Here is a 19324-nt window from a genome sequence, read left to right as displayed (position 1 = left end):
TGGTAGAGATATTCTCCGTGCTCTATGATCTCCCAAGTGGTCATGTCATTATTTTATCTCGAGCCTGGCACGGGCTTCGCGGCCAAAGGCCACTGCAGACGCCGGTTTCCAACCGGCGGCACAGGGTAAAATAGCGGCATGCTAACCCGACGCGTCTTACTCGTCGCCGCCTGTGCTCTGGCCGCGCTTCCTACTTTCGCTCAAGATAAGCTTGATCTGACCATTCTCCACACCAACGACCTGCACGGGCACACGCTGCCGTTTGCTTACACGGAGCCGGAGCGCAGTAAAGACGAGCAGGCATCGGTGGGGGGCGCGGCGCGGCGGGCGACTCTGATTCGGGAGCTAAAGAAAAAGGCGAAGAACCCCGTGCTGGTGATTGATCTGGGCGATGTGGCGACCCGTGGCCCGCTGACCAATGCCTACGAGGGAATCGCGGATATCGAGGCACTCAACGCGACGGGCTACGATATCGGGACAGTGGGCAACAACGAGTTCAAGCTCAAAGACGCTGCCGAGCGCTTCGATGCCGCCGGGGCGCAGAACGCGCTGCTGCAGGTGCTGCGCCGCTCGCACTTTCCCTGGGTCTGTGCCAATGCAGGGGTCGGGGAGGCGGCAAAGGGCGAGCTGATTCCAGGCGTCCATCCCTATTTGGTGCGCGAGATCAACGGCGTGCGCGTAGGCTTTCTGGGGCTGACCGCGCCGCGCTCCAATGGCTATCCGCAGGTCAAAGGCTGGTGGGTGAGCGATCCGGTCGAGGCGGCGAAGAAGTGGGTGCCAATTGTCCGCAAGAACTGCGATGTCCTGGTGGCGCTGACCCATGTGGGCGTGGACGACGACAAAAAAATCGCGGAGGTGCCGGGCATTGATGCCATTGTGGGCGGGGACTCGCACACCTTTTTGTACAAGGCGGTGGTTATTAATGGCGTCCCTATTGTCCAGACCGGCGAGTTCGGGGTGAATCTGGGGAAGTTCGATCTCCACTTCGCCAAGACACCGGCAGGTGGCTGGAAACTGGCAGGCTATGAGTACGCGCTGCTCCCCATCACCTCGAAGCTCAAAGAGGCCAAAGATGTCAAATCCGTGGCGGATGCCTACGCCGCGCCGCTGAAGAACGGAGTCGTGGCGACTCTGCCCGAGCGTTTCCTAGGCACAACCCCCGCGGAGCGGGCCCACCGAACCACTGAGGCGATTGCGGCGGCGCTGGCAAAAGCCACGGGCTCCGAGATTGGCTTGCACGTGGAAGGCGACGGGCTCTTCGAGGTCTTCCGCACTCGAACGCTGACCCGCTACGATATCTGGGCCGTAATGCCCTTTAAAAACCGCGTCGCGACTCTGACCATGACCGGTGCGGAGCTTGCCGAGCTGAAGCAGAAAACCAAGGGCCTGGTTCTCAGTGCCCCGGCAAGCGATCCCACAAAAATCTACACCGTCGCGTTGGTGGACTTCACTGCCACGGGAACCCTCAAGCTCGACGCCAGCCGCCTGAGCATCGGCGGCGATCTGCGCGAAGCCGTGATTACGGGACTGGGGTAATCACCACGGTCTTGCCTGCGGGCAGTGTGACGAGCTTGGTCTCCGCCGAGCCCTGGACGCGTAGGGGCACTTTCAAGGTGTTGGCGCAGATCAGCGTCGCGCGGGTGAGCTTGCCGTCCTCCCAAGAAATACTCACCGTGATGCCACCACGGGCACGCAAGCCCGTGATGCTGCCTGATTTCCAATCCGGCGGGAGTGCAGGGAGGAGATGCAGCTCTGCGGCGTGGCTTTGCAGCAGACACTCCGCGATTCCTGCCGTCGCGCCGAAGCTGTCCAGGGTAAGGAGTGCGCTCAGATATTCCTGAACGGCCTCACTATCATCGAAGCGGGCGGCGAGGCAGAGCAGCCAGGCGCGACTGAGATCGGTGTCGAGGGTCTTTTTGAGTGCCGCCGCCTGCTCGGGGTTCTGGCGGAGCGTGATCGCGTTGCCAGGGTAGAAGGCGTAGGCATGGCTGATGTGCGGGGGAGAGAGCTTTTCCAGCGCCCGCTCCAGCTCGCTCTGGAAAGCATCGTCCATGCTGAGCATCTGCGCAAGAGCCAGTGTGTTCTCCCAGCACTCGCGGGTAATTTGCAGATCCATGCTCGCGCCGTCGGTGCGCCAGACATCCTCAAAATCGAGGAGAAATTCGGACGCGCCTTTGAGAATGGGGTAGATGCGTCGCAGGTGTTTTTGTTTTTCCGGGGCGAAGCACCAGTGCTCAAAGAGATGCTGACAGAGCCACGCGCCGCCCCGTAGCTCTATTTCCCCTGTTCCGTCGGCGGGCGCGACCCAACCGCGCGAGCTGCCGTAGTGTTGTGTCGCGAGCTCTTTCCCTGGTGCGACCAGGCTCTCGATGTAGTCAAAGAGCGCCTCGTGGCAGTCCGAGAGGCTGGTGACCTCAGCAGGCCAGTAGTGCATCAGCCCCTGCAAGTTCGCGGGAAGCCTGCCAGGGCGCGAGCTGGCGATGAGCAAGTAGCGTCCGTAGTGAAAGTAGAGCGCGGCAAGCCCGGGGTCATCGGGGTGAAGCGTGAGGCGCTGATCCGTGGGAACTTTGGGGTTTGCAGTGGGCAGGCTCAGCTCGACGCGGCGAAAGAGGCGCTGGTGCTCCGCCTGGTGGCGTGCGAGCAGCTCGTTGTAGGGGCGGTGAAACGCGGCTTCGAGTGTGGCAAGCGCCGCCTCGGGGTCGTGGCCCTGCTCGCTTGTGGCTGCCGTCAGAAAAACCGTGACCAGAGTCGCGTCCACGATCTGGATCGTGTTGTCAGTGGCTTTGACCAAGCCGCCTTCCACTCTTGCACGAACAAAGCACGCGAAGTGCATTTCCTTACCGTCGCGCTCGATCTGAGCGCGTAGCGCCAGGCTATCGCGGCCCACAGCTTTCACTTCAAGGTTCTGGTTTGCAGCGTAGGCAGGCTGGGTGACATCGCCCGCTTCCCCACGGGTAAGGCGAATCTTGAGGTTCAGGCTGCCCGGCGTGTCGGTGTGAAAACGGGCAATAATAACATTGTCGGTAGCACTGGAGAAGACATCGCGCGTGAAGCGTGTGCTCTTTGCTGTAAACGCCGTGCTCGCCACGGCGGCGTCTAGGTCGAGCGAACGCCGGTAGTTCTTAGACGGGCCGGGGAGCACCTGCTCGACAAATAAATCCCCCAAGCTCTGGAGTGATTCCTCATTGAGCTGAATCCGCTCGTGCTCGATTCCGCCAAAGACCCTCGCCTCAAGGCGTCGGTTGCCCACAGGAAGTGCCGCGTCCCCGTGCGTGGCAGGCTGCTCATACCAGAGAGTTGTTTCATGCATACTTCGCTGAGTTTATCAGATCGGAGCTATCGCCTTAATGGGAAAAATCTGTAGGGTACAGAGCTTCATAACTGCTATGTAGAGTTTTGTGGTACCGTTGTCGTGGGGGAATAGAGAGATGAAGTCTAGATTGACAAATTCTGTAGGGAGTTTTTTTCTCGGGGTGCTGGCAGCATCGGCGACCGTGGCAGTTGCACTGGCTCCGAAGAAACTTATGCTCAATGGTAAAGTTGTCTCCACGGGCGTGATCACGCAGGGCAAGGAGAGTTATGTTCCCGTGCGCGATATGGCCTCTGGGCTTGGAATGAGTGTTCGGGCTATTGACGGTGGCCTTGAAATCTACCGTGAGGGTGGGGCTAATCGGGTGGAGGGCCTAAATGGAAAGCTGGGCGAGATGCTCTTTGATGGTGTCTGGCGGCTTAAAGTCAAAGAGCTTAAAGACGTTCAGAGCTACACCGATCGCTTCACACCGAACCGGCCTCGCACCTACATGCCCAAGAGCGGGGAGAAGCTTCTGATCCTTGAGCTGCAAGTGCGCAATGCTCAGAAAGAGCAGAGCTACCTTGATCTGAATCTTGCCGACAACAAGATCGTCACCGCGCTCACGGACTCTGAGGGGCACAGCTACCCCATTCGGATGTACGACATGCGCACGGGCAGCGGTCAGCCGTTTGGTGGTGGTGGAAACTGGGATCAGTCCGAGAGTATTTTGCCGGGCGCGGCCTATGATTTTGTTGCCGTTGCCAGTGTCCCCCGCGACTTTAGCCCCAAGGACATGGTTTTCACATTGTGCTACGCCAGGCTAGGAGTTGCCAAGAAGTACAGTAACTTCAGAATCAATTTAGTGAAAGACTGAAAGGCAAAGATGAGCATACAAACAGCAATTCTTCTCTCTGTAGTGGCACTTGCTGCGCCCACGCTTGCACAGACCAGCACGGTGCATCTGGCGACCAGGGCCAATCTCTCCAATAATTTCACGGTACTTGAGACACTGGGCGCGGGGGATCCCAACGCGCTCTTGATTATTACTCCCAACTGGTCGCCAGAGAAGGGAACGGGCGTCTATGTCAAAGCGCCGCTTGGGGTGTTCTATAACGCGGGCAAGTGGGCGATCTTCACACAAGACCAGAGCGCTCTGCCCGAGAGTGCTGCTTTTAATGTGGAGGTCTTCAAGCCCTCTGCGAACCACTTTGTGCACAAGGCCACCGGGGGCACGATCAGTGCCAGTGCTGGGGCACTAAGTACACTCTCACATCCGTTGCTTGATGGTAAGCCCGATGCTGTGTTTTTCGTGACCGCGAACTGGAATCCGGGAGGACAGGGCGGCACGTATAATCCGCACCCGATTGCGTTGGCCTATCAGGCGAAGCTCCGTAAGTGGGCGATTGCCAATACCGATGGGGCGGCAATGTCAGAGAACTCGTCGTTTAATGTCGTCATTGAGCCCGGGGTGCGCCATGCTGCCAGTAAGACCAACGCCACCCAGAACTACACCCGCACGGAGCTTAAAAAACGGAGCGCTTTTGTACTCGCCACCCCCGTGTTTTCAGGGACGCTGTCTCCCACAGGAGTGTTCTACAGTGGCGGGGAGTGGTCGGTCTTTACCCAGGATCAGAGTGCTCTGCCCGAGAGTGTCGCCTTCAACCTGCGCTCCCCCGAGCTGTCTTCCGCGCTCTTGAGTGCAGTTACCACTATTTCGGCAGAGGCCACTCTCTTCACGGACTGGAAGTTCGAGGCTGGTGGCCTCGGCTGGAAAGTCGAGACGGCGTATCCCTACGGCCCGCGTGAGGTTTTTGCGCAGCGGGACTGGGATGCGCTGCCACGTCCGCCTTCCGTGATGCCCTTGGGTGGCGACTACTGGCAGCCTCTGAGTGCGAATGCGCTTCTGGGGCGCGGCGGTGTGGGGCGTGGGTACTTCGATAGTGGAGTTCCTCGACAGGGCACTCGAAGTGTTGCGTGGCAAGGGACGGTTACCTCCAATGAGTTCGTCTGTGGGCAGCCGTTTATGCACTTTAAAGTGGGTGGCGAACCGGATGCGCAAGTTGCCGTCGAGCTTCAGGTGCGTGGTGCGGCAGGGGAGGCATTCGCGACCGTGCAGAGCGTACGCGGTAGCTCGGCGGATGGCTTGCTCCAGCCCGTGATCTGGGATCTACACAGCTATCAGGGGCGTCGGGGGCGGATTGTGATTCGGGATCAGTCGGCGGCGAGCTTTATCACCGCCGATGACTTCCAGTTTATCGAGACCAATAAGCCGCTTGGTGTCTCTGTTGCCGCTCCTGTGCTCTGGGGCTTTGCGGATACCCACGCTCACCCCGCAGCGCACCTTGCGTTTGGAGGACAGACCTACTGGGGCGATCCGACCTGGAACCCCGCAGCGGGCAGGACGCCGGAGACAACCCTGCTGGACTGCACGCCCGGGCACGGGTTTGGAGGAACGGGCCTGACGGGGCTGGGCGAGGGGCTGGATCTCGTCGCGAGCTTGATTGGCCCTGGATTTGCGGCGCTGGGCTCCGGGTTTATCAATGCGGGTGCGAGCCTCTTTGGCGTTCACTCCGCACCGATGGACACTCTGGGCAATGTGCTGGCGAGCCTGCCCGTGATCTCGCACGACAAGATCAGCCGACTTTCTCTGAATGCGGTGGAGCAGTCGGGAGGCCACGGAACCAACGCTGGGACAACCCGAGCGTTTCGTGAGTGGCCCAAGCACAACAGCCGCACCCACCAGCACATGCACGAGGCATGGATCAAGCGCTCCTACGACGGTGGCCTGCGGCTCATGGTGGCCCATGTGGTTGAGACGGAGCTGATCGCCAATCTTAATCCCAAGCCCGGGTTTGGCCCGCTTAATAACCGAAGCGCGGTTGAGCGGCAGCTCGTCTGGATCAAGGCGATGGCGGCGCGGCATAGTGGCTGGATGGAGATTGCCTACACTCCCGCCGATGCGCGGCGCATTGTCGGTCAGAACAAGCTGGCCCTGGTGCTTGGAGTCGAAGTGGACCATCTGGGGGACTTTGGGCGGCCTGGTGGCCCGGAGGCGACGGAGGCCAATGTTCGTAGCTATCTCAATGACTTACAGCGCCTGGGAGTGCGCCATCTCTACTCCATTCACTTTGCAGACAATCCTTTTGGTGCCTGCTCGCTCTACAACCCTATCTTTGATCTGAACCACTTTGTTCTTACGGGAAGTATGCACTCGGTACGTGAGGGCGCTGACGTTGGAGTGTTTTATAAGTCCGTGATGGGGATGTCCGATCTCTTTGGTGCTGCGGATCGGGATGTGCGGCGCAGGCAGCTACGTGATGTGGTGCGTACCAAGGGCCTGGAGAATATCCGGCTCAACGGGGGGCTCAACGTCCCTATGGGAAGCGCGATGGATACGATCTTCGCTTTTGAAGACAGCCACCGCGCTGACTTTATAGGAAACAACCGTAGCCGTCACGGGTTTGTCAATGCCAATGGCCTGAACCCTCTGGGCGAGTTTTTCCTCAAAGAAGTAATGGCACGCGGGATGATCTTGGATGCTGATCATCTGAGTGATCTCGCACTGGAGCGTACTCTGACACTCTGTGAGGCTGAGGCGATAGGCTCGCCCGATGGCAAGGGCTATCCGCTGATCGCCGGGCACACGACATTTCGTGCCCTCTCCCTCACGCCGGGCTACCCGCTCTTTGACGATCACACGAACTCCCATGAGGGTGACAAGCCTGAGCGTGCCGTGGAACGGATTCGGGCGCTGGGGGGAATGGTCTCCCCTATCACGGCGGGTAAGGCGGTCAAGTCACTTCCGGGAAGCAGCGTTCCTAATAACTGCCCAGACTCATCGGCGGCCTTTGCCCAGCAGTACCTCTACGCGACGCAGCAAATGAATGGAGTAGGGGTCGGGATCGCCTCCGACATGGCGCTTAACGGGGCGTTTGGGCCGCGCTTTGGCCCCGGTGCGGGGCACAGTATTGCCGGGCACGCCTCGCCGCAGTGGCTTCTTGGCTACGACCACGAGCGTGAGCACTATTCGCTCCCCATCATTCCCGCGCTGGCGACTGCCTGGCAGCCGATCTGGTACGGCCAGAACAACCCTGTGGCCTACCGGACGCCACTCACGGACTGGGGCGGCTACCGCTGGGAGGCCGATGGTGGCTACACTCAGCGGGAGCGTGATACGTTCTGTGCCCTCGCCGCCTCTTTTGCCGGAGAGACGCCCGAGACGTTTGAGCGCAAGGTGGCAGATTTCTGGCAGATGCCTGTCTACGGCTTCCTCTCCGCGATTGGTGCGACACTGCGCGATAGCCCGGTAACTTTTGGGCTCGGCCCCGCACTAGATGGCCGTCGCAAGTGGATGCTCAATGTGATCAAAGGCCTGAGCCGCAACGCGATTGCCGAGATCAGTGCGCCACTGCTGGGCGACTCTTTCAAGGGACCGGATATCGAGCTTGCCGCGCTGGATGTGAAGCAGGGACGTGGCCCTCGTCGCCGCGACGAGCTACCGCGCCGCGCGGGCACGCCGGACTTTGACTACGCGTTTTATTATCAGAGCTATCAGGTGCTCAGTAAGGTCTATCCCCAGCTCAAGAAAGTCCGCGAGGCGGACCGGGTTCCGCTGGAGCGTAGCATGCTGGGGACACGGCAGTTCGACATCAACTTCGATGGGATCGCGCACTACGGGATGCTCCCGGACATGCTCCAGGACATGAAAAACAATGGCATGACCGCCCGCGACTTTGTTCCCCTCTCCCGCTCCGCTGAGGACTATGTTCAGATGTGGGAGCGCTGCCAGAACTTTACTGCAGCAGCGAAGCTCCGACGTGTGATTAACAACGCCGCACCGGGCCTGGGTAGGTAAGTAGGGAGGGAAAGTTCTTTACATGAAAGCCCGCCCCGCCTTGCTCGCTGTTGCAGGGCTGGCGCTTGTCGGGGGTATCGGGCTTTGGAAACGCGGTCAGACGCCACTTCCGCCACTGAGTAAGTCGCTCTGGTACTGGCACCGACCGTTTCGCCTCAAGCCTGACGATGCCACGCAGCTACGCGCGGCGGGAGTGGCGGAGATCTTTGTGCATGCGGGGCTGCTCTACAGAAGCGACGACAGTGACGGAAAGCTCGGGGTGACACTTCGGCAGAGCTGGAAGAGCCGCGCCGACAGCCTCAAGATTCATCTGGTTTTTAATGCGTCGGCGGATGTGCTGGCGCACCTGGAAGCGCTCCCCGACGAGGCACTGGCAAGCGTGATCGCCGATGCGGCAACGGCGCAGAAGCAGTCGGCGCAAAAAGCGGGCGTGGCGGTAGTCGGGCTCCAGTGCGATCTGGATTTCCCGACCCGGCTTCTTCCGCGCTACGCCGCTCTCTTAAAACTGCTTCGGCAGAAACTCCCCGGCTGGCAGCTCTCGGCCACGCTACTCTCTAGCTGGTACACGAGCCGCAAACTAGACAGCGTGCTTGAGGTTCTGGACTTCTCCGTGCCACAGTTTTATGAGTCGCAGACCCCGCGCGGCTACGCGGACTTCACGCCGATTTTTAGCCCGAAAGTGCTAGAGCGTGGGCTAATCGCTGCGGGCCGCCGGGGCAAGCCGTTTCGCGCCGGGCTTCCTGCCTACGGCCACGCGCTGGTCTTTGATGGGCCAGGGCGACTGCGGGGAATGTACCGCGATGGCGGCGCCGACACGCTCGCCTCCGATCCCGCCTTTCGCTGCCTGCGTGCCGAGACCGACCCCGGCACGGGCAACCGGCGGCTTGAGTTCACGTCGGCCCGAGAAAGTGCCGTGGACTATCGCATTCTCTTTGATCTTCCCACCGTGCTCTCTGTTCAGAAAGCGCTGCGATTCGTCACGGAAAACCGGCCTGCGAGCTGCACAGGAGTCGTGCTTTTTCGCCTGCCGGAGCCGGGGGAGACCGCGACACTGCCACTTCCCACGCTGCTCGCCGTGCTGAAAAACCAGACCCCGGCGCTGCGTCCCAGAATGCGCATTCGTACCAAGCCCGCCGCCGCCTGGAGCGCCATCGAGGGCGGCGGTGAGGCGGGCACCGATGTCTTCGTGGACCTTATCAACGACGGCGACGCGGGCAGTGCACTCGGGCCTGAAACGGTGACTCTCGATCTCGAACTGCCCCAGCCCGGCATAGTCGAAGTCGCACCCGGCGGCTTTGCAAAGGCGACACTTTTTGCCGAGAGTCCCGAGCGTGCGGTGAGCCCGCTGCGTGCCACGGGCGTGCGCTGGAGCGCCGCGAACCTGCCGCCCGGCACGACTCTCACTGCGGGGCCACTGCGCCTGAAAAGGACCGAGATCAGCGCACTGAAGGCACACTGGCGCATTATCACGCACGACGGTAAAACGGCACTGACGGGGGACGGGAAATGAAAATACGAGTTTTTGCGATAATTGCGGCGCTGACGCTGGCGGCTCCGGCATGGGCAAGCTGGAGTGATAACCTGACCTCGATTCACTTCAACAGCAACCACCCGGATTTTGGCACGCCGCCCCGTCGTGGCCTGATGGGAGGTAGGGAACAAGACGACCGCCCGGGTTCGGGCTGGGGCAATGGCCAGATTGATCATATCGAGCTGAGCTACGCACACGACGACGACCGGGCGGAGAACCACCAGCGGGCGCTGGAGACTACCCAACGCCAAGCACAGACTGCCGCTACGAAAGCCGACTGGACGGGTGTGCGGCGGCTCTGGCAGGACTTTGGGGCACGCTTTGGAATCAGTGGTGAAGTGCGCGACCGGCTGGAAGTACTCGCCCACGCAAACCCGCCCGCCGAGCCGCTGCATCGCTACTTGAGCGCACTGGACAAGCTGGAGGGAGCAAACACGGGCTGGAATGCGGCCCGCACCGAGCTGGCTGCGCTCCACGCCGATAGCTCCCTGCCGCGCTGGCTCCGGGAGCACGCGGCCTACCAGAGCGCCGCCGGGCTGGCGCAGTGGCTGAACTACAAAGACGCGATCCCGCTCTGGAGGGCGCAGATCTTGCAGTTCCCCGAGGGGGAGAAGCGCGAGGCGGCCTTGCTCATGATCGCTCGGGCGTGTCTGCTCCACAAAGGCATCCTCGATGGTGTCCCCACGGGCCGCGCCGCCGCCGAGCAGCTCCTGCGGGCTTTTCCAAACACCCGCTTTCGCGTGGCAGTTCGTGGCTTACTCGCCCGCGCCGATCTGGAAGCGGGCCGCTACGAAGCCGCCGCGACAACCTACTGCGCCCTCAACGATGGCGACTCGATTGTGGAGGTGCGCCGACGCTTCGAGAACACGGCGCAGGAGCCGCGCCTGCGGACGCTCCAGCTCATCGCGTACTTGCACGCTCTTAGCAACGCGACCACTCACCGTGCGTACCGGGACGCCGTTCAGGGCGTCTCAAAGTCGCTCGCACTCTTCAAGCCCGACACGGGCAAGCGTTTTTTAGAGCTGATGGTCGCCGACCCGTCGCTGGCCGCGCCTTACTTTTACTTCCGCCTCTCCCACTGTGACAACAAGCCCGCTGACTTCATACGCCTGGCGCAGCTCGCGGATCGGATCGCGGAGCGCGAGGCACTGCCACCCGTAGTTCGCGTTCGGCTGGCGGAGATCTACTACCAGAACCGTGACTTTCGCCGCGCCGCACGCTGGGCCAGCACCGCCACCCGCGATCCCGACGAGAAAATCCGAGGCCGGGCGCTCTACGTGCGAGCCGGGAGCCGCTACCGCCAGAGTCGCTTCGATCCGGCCCGCACCGACCTGGAGCACATTTTAGCCCAGTGCCCCAGAAGCAATGTCCGCCACGCCGCCCGTGAGCTTCTCGCAATTGTCGCCGAGCGGCAGGGGGACTTTTCCACGGCGCTGGATCAGTACTTTGCCCTGGAGTACCGTGACGACTACGCCTACTTGATAGATGCTCGGATGCCGATCGCGACTCTGGAGAGCTACTGGCAGACACGCTCGAACCACAAAGACTTGCTCGCGTATAGCCTCGCACTGCGTCACTTACGGCTAGAGCGCTGGGACGATGCCCGCCGCTGGCTGGCGCGTGTGCCGGAGAAGTCCTACGCGCTCTTTGTGGGGCGTATCACCCACGATGCCGACTGGTCGGAGAGCTTCTCCGAGCAGGGGGCAAATCCCAAGAAGGTGCTGGCGAATCTCTCGCACCTTTACCGAGTCACGGAAAAGGCGCGGGGCGCGGAGGCGAAGGCGGCGGCTCGGTTTGCCTACGCGCGGGCCTACTACACGCAAGGGCTGCTCCAGCTCTACAACGCCCCGCTCTGGCAAGGTGAGAGGATGTTCACACTCGTCTACTTCTGGAATAAAGATGTCGCCACGCCTGCCGATGATAAAGCGGTGCAGCGCTACATGTACCAGCACGAGGTCTACGCCCACACGCGCCAGATCTGCCTGGAGATTGTCGCCGACTACCCAAGCACCACCGTAGCACCCGCCGCGCTCTACCGCGCCGCCTGCGCCGCCGAGAGGCTTGATCATCTCAATGAGTGGTGGCGCACTGATGAAGATGGAAGCTGGTGGACATCCCAGAGTGGGTGGGATGAGGGCAAGGTGCGCCGCCGCCAGCACCCACTGCTCGACCATAGCAAAGAAGCCTCTCGGCTCATGGCGACTTTTGTGAGGCGCTACCCGAAGCACCCGCTGGCTCCCGCCGCCCGCAAGTACGCCGCTGTCTTTGCCGGCAAAGGGAGCTTCTCTGAGTAGCTAGCGCTGCAAGCTTGGCGATCAGGGCACTATCGGCCTGGGTTTGGGTGACAAGGGGGCGTACATCAGTAATGTTATTCCTTGAAAACGTAATTCACAACTAGCGTCTCAGTGGGCTGAAAATCAGGTACGCTGAAATTATGAAACAACAAGAGCTTGGCGGCTGGCGGGCGGAACATGACTGCTCTCTGGGAGTGCGGAAGGGGAGCCTTGTGATGCGCTCGTTGGGGGAGGATCCCTATGTTATGCTGGCGGAAGTGATCGCCGCAAGTGGCACACTAACTCTTGAGTGGCGACAGAGAACGCGTGTCCAGGGCTCATGTGAAGTGTTTTGGAGCGATGCGAGTGGTGCATTCGCGCCTTCCCGGTGCACTCGAGTGGGCTACACTCCCGGCGAAAAATGGCAGGAACTACGCGTGGAGTTACCCGTTAAAGGGGCGCTCACCGGGCTACGGCTTGATCCGTTTCAGGGGCGTGGCGAGATCGAGCTTGCATGGCTGCGGTTGAAGGATACCGACGGAAAGCTTATTCGTGAGTGGAGGTTCACCGGCCTCAAAGATGCCGAGCCGGTGGGAGCTTTGCCGCCTGCGGAGAAGTGGGCACATCTGGACAATGGAAAAATTCGGATTGGCGTGAAAGTGTCGTCGGGGGCGGCGATTGGCTGGCTCTCGCTCTCCAAGTCGGGGCGTAACTTGCTCAATCACTGGGACCACGGGCGCCTCGTCCAGCAGAGCTACTACGGCGACGACGACGGCTCGATCTGGGGCAACAAACCCTGGCGCTGGAACCCCGTGCAGGGCGGGGATTATAAAGGCACAGCCGCAAAAGTGCTTGCGCTTAAGCAGACGAAGACCACACTCTATGCCAAGAGTATGGGGCGCAACTGGGCGGGTTGCACGGACTTGCCCGAGGCAGTTTTTGAGCAGTGGATCACACTCAAAGGCGATGTGGCGCATGTCAAATACCGGCTTACGTACTCGGGGACGCACTCTCACGCAAGCCGCCACCATGAGATTCCCGCCATTTTCTTAGAGCCTGATCTCGACACACTGGTGATCGGGGGCGACGAGGCAGCGCGCAGTAAACCTGGCTGGCCCAATGAGAGTCGAAAGCTCCCCGAGCACTGGGCGGCCTATGTGGACAAAGACGAGTTTGGGGTCGGAGCGAAAGTGCCCCTCGCGGATGAGCTGACCTGCTACCGCTTCGGCGACGGCAAGCCGGAGCACGGGAGCTGCTCCTACTTTGCGCCGCTGGCCAAGTTCGCCATCACGCCTGGAATGGTCTTCACCTACGATCTCGCCCTGACCTGCGGAACACTCACCCAGATTCGTTCACGGCTCAATAGACCCGATAAAAGCGATGTGCCCCGACGGTAGGCTGTCGTCGGTGGCGGAGGCGACAATGGCGGCGGCGAACTCCGCTATGGTGGGAAGGTCCCGGCTGCTGTCTAGTGCGCCTCGCTGCACACGCTCCAGAAGCTTCACGGTGATAGTCCCCTCAATGCCGTCGCCGCTGACAATCGTCAAGCGAATGCCGCGTGCTGCTAGCTCGGGGATTCGGGCACGGAGCGCGTCCTCACCTGCTTTCTTACTCGCCGCGACGGCTTCGTAGACAGGCGCGACGGGATACGTGCCGTAGAAATGCGCCCAGTGGCTAGTGACAAAGACGACGCGGCTGCCCGGAGCCATCAGCGGCAAGAGCGCATCGAGCGTGGCAAGCTGTGCGTCGCGGTTGAGGCGCAGCGCATAGCCTGCCTCTTTGTCCTTCTCCATGCCCCCGCTGGCATTGAGAATGAGCAGGTCTAAGTGGCCGAAGTGCGCTCGGACGCTCTCAGCCATCGCACTGCGCTCCGCTGCGTCGGTGATATCGGCCTGGGCGAGCAGCGCCTGCCGCCCAAGAGACTCAACCTGCGCCGCGACTTCCTCCGCACGGGGGGCTTTGCTTCGGTAGTTGATGACGACATCGGTGCCGCCTTCCGCCAGTAATAACGCCGTCGCCGCGCCGATGCCACGCGACGCACCCGTCACAAGCGCCACTTTGTCTGTCAGTTCCCTGGAGGGCATTTTTTTATATCCCAAGCTTGTCTAAGAGATCGGGGCGGGTGCGGAGGGCACGCTTGGCGATGCGTTTTACCATGCTGACCCACTGGCGAAGATCTTTGATGGCGGCATTGCGTAGTGTGGTGGCACGTTTTCCATCGGCGACGGCTTTTCGAGCGGCGGAGATGGCGTTTTCTGCGGTGGTAAGATTACCTAAATATTCATCGATGGCAGAGATACCATAGCCAGACTTGCTGAGGATAGTTTGGTACTCTGGCTTTTTGCACTCGCTGTAAGTGGCCCGCATGACAGTGATGGTTTTTTGACGGTCTTGGGGAAGGTTGCCGACAATGCCTAGAGCGCGACGGTTGCCGCTATCAGAGAAACGCGCACGCAGGACTTCTCGGATATCTATGGCCTCGGCTTCGATGATAGGCCAGACTACTTTGAGAGTGTTGTTGGCGCTTTCTTCAGCACCGATAGAGTCTTGTCGTGTATTGTAGCCATCTTGAGAAGCAGTCTGCTTGGCTTTTCCTAGATCTAGCTCATCATCATCAATGCCTGCTCCATTTAGAGCAGACTTTAGCTCACTGTCACTCTCGATGTTTTGAAGCATTACAGCGGTCTCCGTGATGTCGTTCTGGATGCGCTGGTCTTGTTCTGAGTTTTTCCGCTTTTTTTCTACGATAGCTGTTTTTTCTTCAATGGCCTGTGGTTGTTCTTCCATGATGTTGTCTTTCTTATTAGTGTTGTTTTGCTATTTTTTAGGCTTGTTGCGTGTCTCGAAAATGTGGTTGATTAGCTCGGTGATGTAGGTTTCTTTGTTGTCTTTTTGAAGCAGTACGTGAGCTTCGGTAAATATTGTATCAAGATTGGTGTTGGGAAGCCAATCAAGCTCGCGCTTGCGGGTGTTAGAGATAAGAAATGAGTTTAAGACTAGGTTGGTGTCGGCTAGCTCGGGTTCGATGGTGTTCCAGAGGTGCTCAAAAAGCCTTGCTTTCTTTCCGTTTAAGCCGCCCTCCAGGTTGCGGATTCCTTTGGGGTCTAGGTAGGTAACGTATTGCTTGTTCTTGTGGAGAATCCAGAGGATGAAGTCAGGATGGAAGTTGTCGTTTTCAAAAAAGCCAATTCCCCCGCCGCGTGTCTGGTTGCGGAGAAGATAGAGTTGTTTGTCGGCAAGAAAACTATGGGCTTCTTTTTTGGTGTAGGCTTCAAGGTCTTTGACAAACTCTAGCTCGTCGGTGTTAAGGGCGACAGGACCAGGTTTGATGCTGACTCCTGTGCCAGAAAAATTGAGCAAGGGCCAGTAGAGGTGCTTGTTGTAAGTAAACGCTGTCCAGCCATTAGCAATAGTAGATGTGGTATTTGTTTCTCCTACTTTACTGGCAATGCTTTTTGCAACACTGGCAGCGGCAGTTTGCTCGGGTTTGATGCTGAGCTCGTAGGTGAACTGGAAGTTGGCATCGGTTTCATCCAAGTGCCGAATCTCAAAGCGGGTTTTTTCCCACTCGTCGCGGTGGTACGCCCAGAGGCGCTCCATGTGCTTGCAGAGGAGGGCATAGGCTATGCGCTGCACTTCTCCGATACGGCTGAGGTTGGTAAAAGCAAGCACATCAGGAGGGCAGGTAAGGGTATACCAGTCGTCGCGCTGGGTGAGGAGCTGCTGAATGGCTTCGGGAGAAATTAAAAGCTTGTGATAGTTTTTGCGGCGTTTTTCGTCCTCTAAGTCGCGGCACAGTAGGGGAATGTCTAGCCAGGCAATATGTTGTTTGCTAAGCTTGGCTTCTTGTGCTCCGCCCAGATTTGCAGTAGCGGCAGTATCGCTGCCCGTGTTACGACCCACGCGGGCGTACCAGTCTAAAGAAAGTGGCAGTTTAATCAGCCTGTCGGGAACGATGCTGGTGAGGTGAACAATGGGGCCATCTTTGAGGAAGTCTATGCCGTCTTTGAGGCGCAGATTTTTAAGGTACGGGTTGGTCGGAAGAGGCGGAATGACGGGCTTAAAGCTGACTTCGATGTTTTTTTGAGTTGGCTCGGTGGTAACGCCGCCACGGGCGAGGTCTTCCTGAAACTTGAGCATGTAGTCGGCGTTGAGGCCAAAGATATGAAGCGTTTCTAAGAGAGAAAGTTTCTCGGGGTGGGGGCTGTCTGCTCTGACCACATAGCGGCTACGACGCAGGCAACCATCAAATCCCATGAGGCGCACCCCACGTCCAAAGAGCTGGATGATCTCAGTGCCCTCGCCCTTGCCCACATTAAGCAAGCCCATCGTAGAAACGCGGGGGCTGTTCCAGCCGGTGTTGAATTTCTGCGCTCCGATAAGTATATTAATAGGGGAGTTCGGGGCGGCAATTCGGTCAAAGAGATTGACACTAATATCGGTACGCTGGACGGCTAGTTCTTGACGCTCCTCTAGCATGGGAATCAGCTTGTCGCCATCTCCGACACTAATCATGCCAAAGTGCTCTGCCTCGCCCACCTTTAAACCCATCTCGCCCGGTGTGCCGCGCCGGGGCTCCACCTTGAGTATTCCGCCGCTGGGGTTGTTAAACACGGTCTGGCAAATATCGCGCCAAAGGTCTGTGCCGCGTAGCCCAAGCTCTCGAATATAATCAAAGCGATTGGCAAAGATACTGCTGGCGGTTAGTCCCGATGTCACCAGGCCATCGGTGCCATTGAGCAAGCGCTCTATATCCTCCGTGGCGGCGGCTTCTTCTTTTAAGAACCAGGCAAGAAAAAGCAAGATGTCGGTAATATCGGACGTGTCTTTGCCGCCCTCGCGGCGCACGGCATTGACCGTATCCCCGACAAATATCCATAAAGGGGTCTCAAGTCGGTAGCGTGCCAGCTCGGGGGACATTCCTCTATTGGTGTAGAGGCGGCGCTGCTGATAGAACGTCAGCACGCACCCGACCAGATAGCGGTACTTGGCTTTATTGTCTTTGTCTACGCCCTCGGCGATATTGAGAATGTCGTAGTCTTTCCCATGACCATCAGCGTGGAAGTATCGGTAGGAGTAGTCCATTGCTACGGCGCGGCAGTAGCTCTGCACAAAGCCGGGTTTTGTCTTTACTGCCCCTGCCATCGCCTGCCCAAATGTCGCGCTGTACTCAAATGAGAAGCCGCCCTCCGTGACAAGAGCATCCCGAAAGCCCATGAGCACATCGCCCGAAGAGCCTCTATGACCTTCGTCCACAAAAACCAGGTTCTTGCCTGCTAAAGCGCTCACTGCTACCGTTACGTTGCCGCTGGTCTCTTTCAGCTTGCTGACCTCTAGCACCTCGACAGTTTCGCCAGAAAGTAAGTTACTGCCTTTTTTAAATGCCTCGTTGTCTATTCCTGAGAGAGTGAGCTCGTCGCGGTGCTGCTTGGATAAATCCTCGCCGATGGTTAAGAGAAAAATATGGTCAATGCGCTCAGAGGGGCGGTAGCGTTTCCAGTAGTGCTTAAACTGCAAGAGATTAATGTGAAAAATCCAGGTTTTGCCGGAGCCTGTGGCTGTCCAGAAAGCGAGCTTATTGAGCGGTGTGTCTTTGGGATCGTAAAGCTCTATCTGGCTTCCTGCATCCTTGCCGATATTCCAGCCACGGATATATCCGTTTATGTCTTCCGTTAGCTGTGCGCTATCGGCAAACCAGCGCTCTAAGAGAATCTCGGTGAAGAGCAGGGCAAGGTACTGAAAGTATTTTGGGGTGAGAGTATCGCCGCCGGGGCGGTTGCGGGTGATCTGTCGCCAGTGGGCAATGATGTTTGCATCGTAGGTTAAGAGGCTATCCAACCCCCTATCCCCCGCCCGGCGGGGGGAATGATAGGTGTCCCAGCAGGGTTTGAGGGCGTGGTAAAAGCCGCTGGTGCCATCGGCGTTGATTCGCTCGCAGTCGGTATCGTCTAAGCGAGTGCGCTGTACTAGCTCCTCTAGCGTGTGCTTGCCAAAGAGAGAGAAAAGCCACTCAAAAAGTACGAGGCGCTGGTGAAAGGCAAGCTTTGGCGCAGGAATAGCAGCCCCCCGGCCCCCGCCAGCGGGGGAGTTTGTAGGTTTTCTCCCCATCTATTTAATCTCCTCAATGGTGTTCATCAGCCGTGCAAACTCGTGCTCGGTTCGCAAGACACTCCATCGCGCCGTGGGAGGGCAAAGTGTTTGTAGAGAGGTAGGGCCATTGACATAGATCAGTGCGGGGCTAATTTTCTCCTCCCAGTTCTCCTTAATCCAGAGTGCCTTGAGTGCCTCATCGCTGACGGCTTTCACGGAGCGCCAGAGCACCAGCACTTTCTCGCCGCGTGCGGTAGTTCCCTCACTCACGCGCACGCCGTCTACCGTAAAGCGCCGCTTCACCCGCAAGCCTAGCAGATAATAAAACGTCTCGATTACGTCCACGGCTCGCTCCGTTGTTACCCCTACGCCACCCGTGGCAACTTTCAGGGTGTAGAAAAATGGCTCCTCTAGTGCGTTCATATCCACCAAGGTCTTAGAGCCACGTGCTTCGATGCCGGTCATGTGCTCGGTGTAATACTCCGTCAGAATCCCCGCCGTATCCTCCGCCTCCGTCAGCGTCTTCTGCACCCCTTCAGGCCGCGTCAGGTTCAAGTTATTCAAAGCATCTTCATACGACTCTAGCTTTAGATATTTAATCGTATGCGAAATCCCATCATCACGCTTTTGTGGCTTTCCTATTTTCCAATCAGGAGAATATGCAGCTTTAAGAAGCCTAGGTTTTAAGACTGTGTTAAAGTGTGAACCCATTTCTGTAAGAACATAATTTCGTTGCTTTAAATCATGTTGACGGTTTAAACTTATAACTGCATGTGCTGTTGTTCCTGAACCTCCATAAAAATCAAAAATTAAGCTGTTTTGTTTTGTTGTATATTGAATAATTGTTGACAATACTTCATGATCTTTTGGATTATCAAATGCTTTATATCCCATTAGCTGACGGAGATATTTTACAGAAACCTGTGATTGGCGATAAATGACACTAGGCATTACTTGAAGTCCTGCAACTTCATCTTCTTCTTCGTCATTTTCTTCTTCAGAATCTATATCTAAATTATCTTCTATTGCATCAGGAACTGGCAATAAATGAGCTTTTCGGTAAGGTGGCTGAGTATGATCTTCACGAAACTCCACTAGTTTCAGATCAATTTGTTTTAGCATTGTATTTAATGTTGCATAACGCCACCCTGCATCAGGTATTTTACAAGGCTGTTGCGTAATAGGGTGAATCGCATACGGGTACATTCCCCGGAGCTTGCTCCGTGACCGCTTGGGATACGTGGGCATCTCTTAGGATGCCCACTTCTTCTGTGGCTTCGGCT

The 19324-nt window shown here is 58.3% G+C and carries 11 protein-coding genes; 6 read left to right on the top strand and 5 right to left on the bottom strand.

The features are described from left to right. Positions 1 to 138: 138 nt before the first annotated feature. On the top strand, positions 139 to 1536 hold the full coding sequence (locus ACH2ED_RS08365; RefSeq protein ID WP_395090124.1) for a bifunctional metallophosphatase/5'-nucleotidase: 1398 nt from the start codon (positions 139 to 141) through the stop codon (positions 1534 to 1536). Here ACH2ED_RS08365 and ACH2ED_RS08360 read toward each other — a convergent pair. After that, positions 1520 to 3310, bottom strand: coding sequence for a glycosyl hydrolase family 95 catalytic domain-containing protein (locus ACH2ED_RS08360; RefSeq protein WP_395090122.1), 1791 nt, complete (start codon positions 3308 to 3310; stop codon positions 1520 to 1522). The genes ACH2ED_RS08365 and ACH2ED_RS08360 overlap by 17 nt on opposite strands. Before the next feature lie 118 nt (positions 3311 to 3428). Between ACH2ED_RS08360 and ACH2ED_RS08355 the strand changes: the two genes are divergently transcribed. The 5 genes from ACH2ED_RS08355 to ACH2ED_RS08335 all read left to right on the top strand — a co-directional run bounded on the left by ACH2ED_RS08355 (position 3429) and on the right by ACH2ED_RS08335 (position 13348). Continuing rightward, complete coding sequence (locus ACH2ED_RS08355; protein ID WP_395090120.1) at positions 3429 to 4166, top strand: hypothetical protein; 738 nt, start codon at positions 3429 to 3431, stop codon at positions 4164 to 4166. Between the two features lie 9 nt (positions 4167 to 4175). Further along, positions 4176 to 8147, top strand: a complete 3972-nt coding sequence (locus tag ACH2ED_RS08350) for a hypothetical protein (RefSeq protein ID WP_395090118.1) — start codon at positions 4176 to 4178, stop codon at positions 8145 to 8147. A 22-nt stretch (positions 8148 to 8169) separates the two neighbouring features. Beyond that, the gene (locus ACH2ED_RS08345) at positions 8170 to 9657 is read left to right on the top strand and encodes a DUF3142 domain-containing protein (protein ID WP_395090116.1); all 1488 of its coding nucleotides are present in this window, start codon (positions 8170 to 8172) and stop codon (positions 9655 to 9657) included. Next, on the top strand, positions 9654 to 11972 hold the full coding sequence (locus ACH2ED_RS08340; RefSeq protein ID WP_395090114.1) for a hypothetical protein: 2319 nt from the start codon (positions 9654 to 9656) through the stop codon (positions 11970 to 11972). The genes ACH2ED_RS08345 and ACH2ED_RS08340 overlap by 4 nt, the downstream gene beginning before the upstream one ends. A 140-nt stretch (positions 11973 to 12112) precedes the next feature. Further along, positions 12113 to 13348 (top strand): hypothetical protein, encoded by a 1236-nt coding sequence (locus ACH2ED_RS08335; RefSeq protein ID WP_395090113.1) that lies wholly within the window; start codon positions 12113 to 12115, stop codon positions 13346 to 13348. Here the strand turns inward: ACH2ED_RS08335 and ACH2ED_RS08330 are convergent. Genes ACH2ED_RS08330 through ACH2ED_RS08315 form a run of 4 tightly spaced genes read right to left on the bottom strand, consistent with a single transcriptional unit; the run spans position 13304 to position 19247 of the window. Further along, complete coding sequence (locus tag ACH2ED_RS08330) at positions 13304 to 14035, bottom strand: SDR family oxidoreductase (protein WP_395090111.1); 732 nt, start codon at positions 14033 to 14035, stop codon at positions 13304 to 13306. The two genes, ACH2ED_RS08335 and ACH2ED_RS08330, sit on opposite strands and share 45 nt — an antisense overlap. A 4-nt stretch (positions 14036 to 14039) precedes the next feature. Beyond that, positions 14040 to 14738, bottom strand: a complete 699-nt coding sequence (locus ACH2ED_RS08325; protein WP_395090110.1) for a hypothetical protein — start codon at positions 14736 to 14738, stop codon at positions 14040 to 14042. Positions 14739 to 14768: 30 nt separating this feature from the next. Further along, entirely contained in the window at positions 14769 to 18059 is a 3291-nt protein-coding gene (locus tag ACH2ED_RS08320) for a DEAD/DEAH box helicase family protein (RefSeq protein ID WP_395090108.1), read from the bottom strand. Further along, the gene (locus ACH2ED_RS08315; protein WP_395090106.1) at positions 18060 to 19247 is read right to left on the bottom strand and encodes a DNA methyltransferase; all 1188 of its coding nucleotides are present in this window, start codon (positions 19245 to 19247) and stop codon (positions 18060 to 18062) included. It lies immediately after the preceding gene. Positions 19248 to 19324 lie beyond the last annotated feature (77 nt).

The organism is Armatimonas sp., assembly GCF_043757465.1.
In the GTDB taxonomy this organism is placed as follows: Bacteria; Armatimonadota; Armatimonadia; order Armatimonadales; family Armatimonadaceae; genus Armatimonas.
This window is presented reverse-complemented; position numbering and strand designations above follow the sequence as displayed.

What these genes read in the sequence shown, in the direction of transcription:
- ACH2ED_RS08365 (WP_395090124.1), top strand. Translation starts at nt 139, where the DNA reads ATGCTAACCCGACGCGTCTTACTCGTCGCCGCCTGTGCTCTGGCCGCG.
- ACH2ED_RS08360 (WP_395090122.1), bottom strand. Translation starts at nt 3,310, where the DNA reads ATGCATGAAACAACTCTCTGGTATGAGCAGCCTGCCACGCACGGGGAC.
- ACH2ED_RS08355 (WP_395090120.1), top strand. Translation starts at nt 3,429, where the DNA reads ATGAAGTCTAGATTGACAAATTCTGTAGGGAGTTTTTTTCTCGGGGTG.
- ACH2ED_RS08350 (WP_395090118.1), top strand. Translation starts at nt 4,176, where the DNA reads ATGAGCATACAAACAGCAATTCTTCTCTCTGTAGTGGCACTTGCTGCG.
- ACH2ED_RS08345 (WP_395090116.1), top strand. Translation starts at nt 8,170, where the DNA reads ATGAAAGCCCGCCCCGCCTTGCTCGCTGTTGCAGGGCTGGCGCTTGTC.
- ACH2ED_RS08340 (WP_395090114.1), top strand. Translation starts at nt 9,654, where the DNA reads ATGAAAATACGAGTTTTTGCGATAATTGCGGCGCTGACGCTGGCGGCT.
- ACH2ED_RS08335 (WP_395090113.1), top strand. Translation starts at nt 12,113, where the DNA reads ATGAAACAACAAGAGCTTGGCGGCTGGCGGGCGGAACATGACTGCTCT.
- ACH2ED_RS08330 (WP_395090111.1), bottom strand. Translation starts at nt 14,035, where the DNA reads ATGCCCTCCAGGGAACTGACAGACAAAGTGGCGCTTGTGACGGGTGCG.
- ACH2ED_RS08325 (WP_395090110.1), bottom strand. Translation starts at nt 14,738, where the DNA reads ATGGAAGAACAACCACAGGCCATTGAAGAAAAAACAGCTATCGTAGAA.
- ACH2ED_RS08320 (WP_395090108.1), bottom strand. Translation starts at nt 18,059, where the DNA reads ATGGGGAGAAAACCTACAAACTCCCCCGCTGGCGGGGGCCGGGGGGCT.
- ACH2ED_RS08315 (WP_395090106.1), bottom strand. Translation starts at nt 19,247, where the DNA reads ATGTACCCGTATGCGATTCACCCTATTACGCAACAGCCTTGTAAAATA.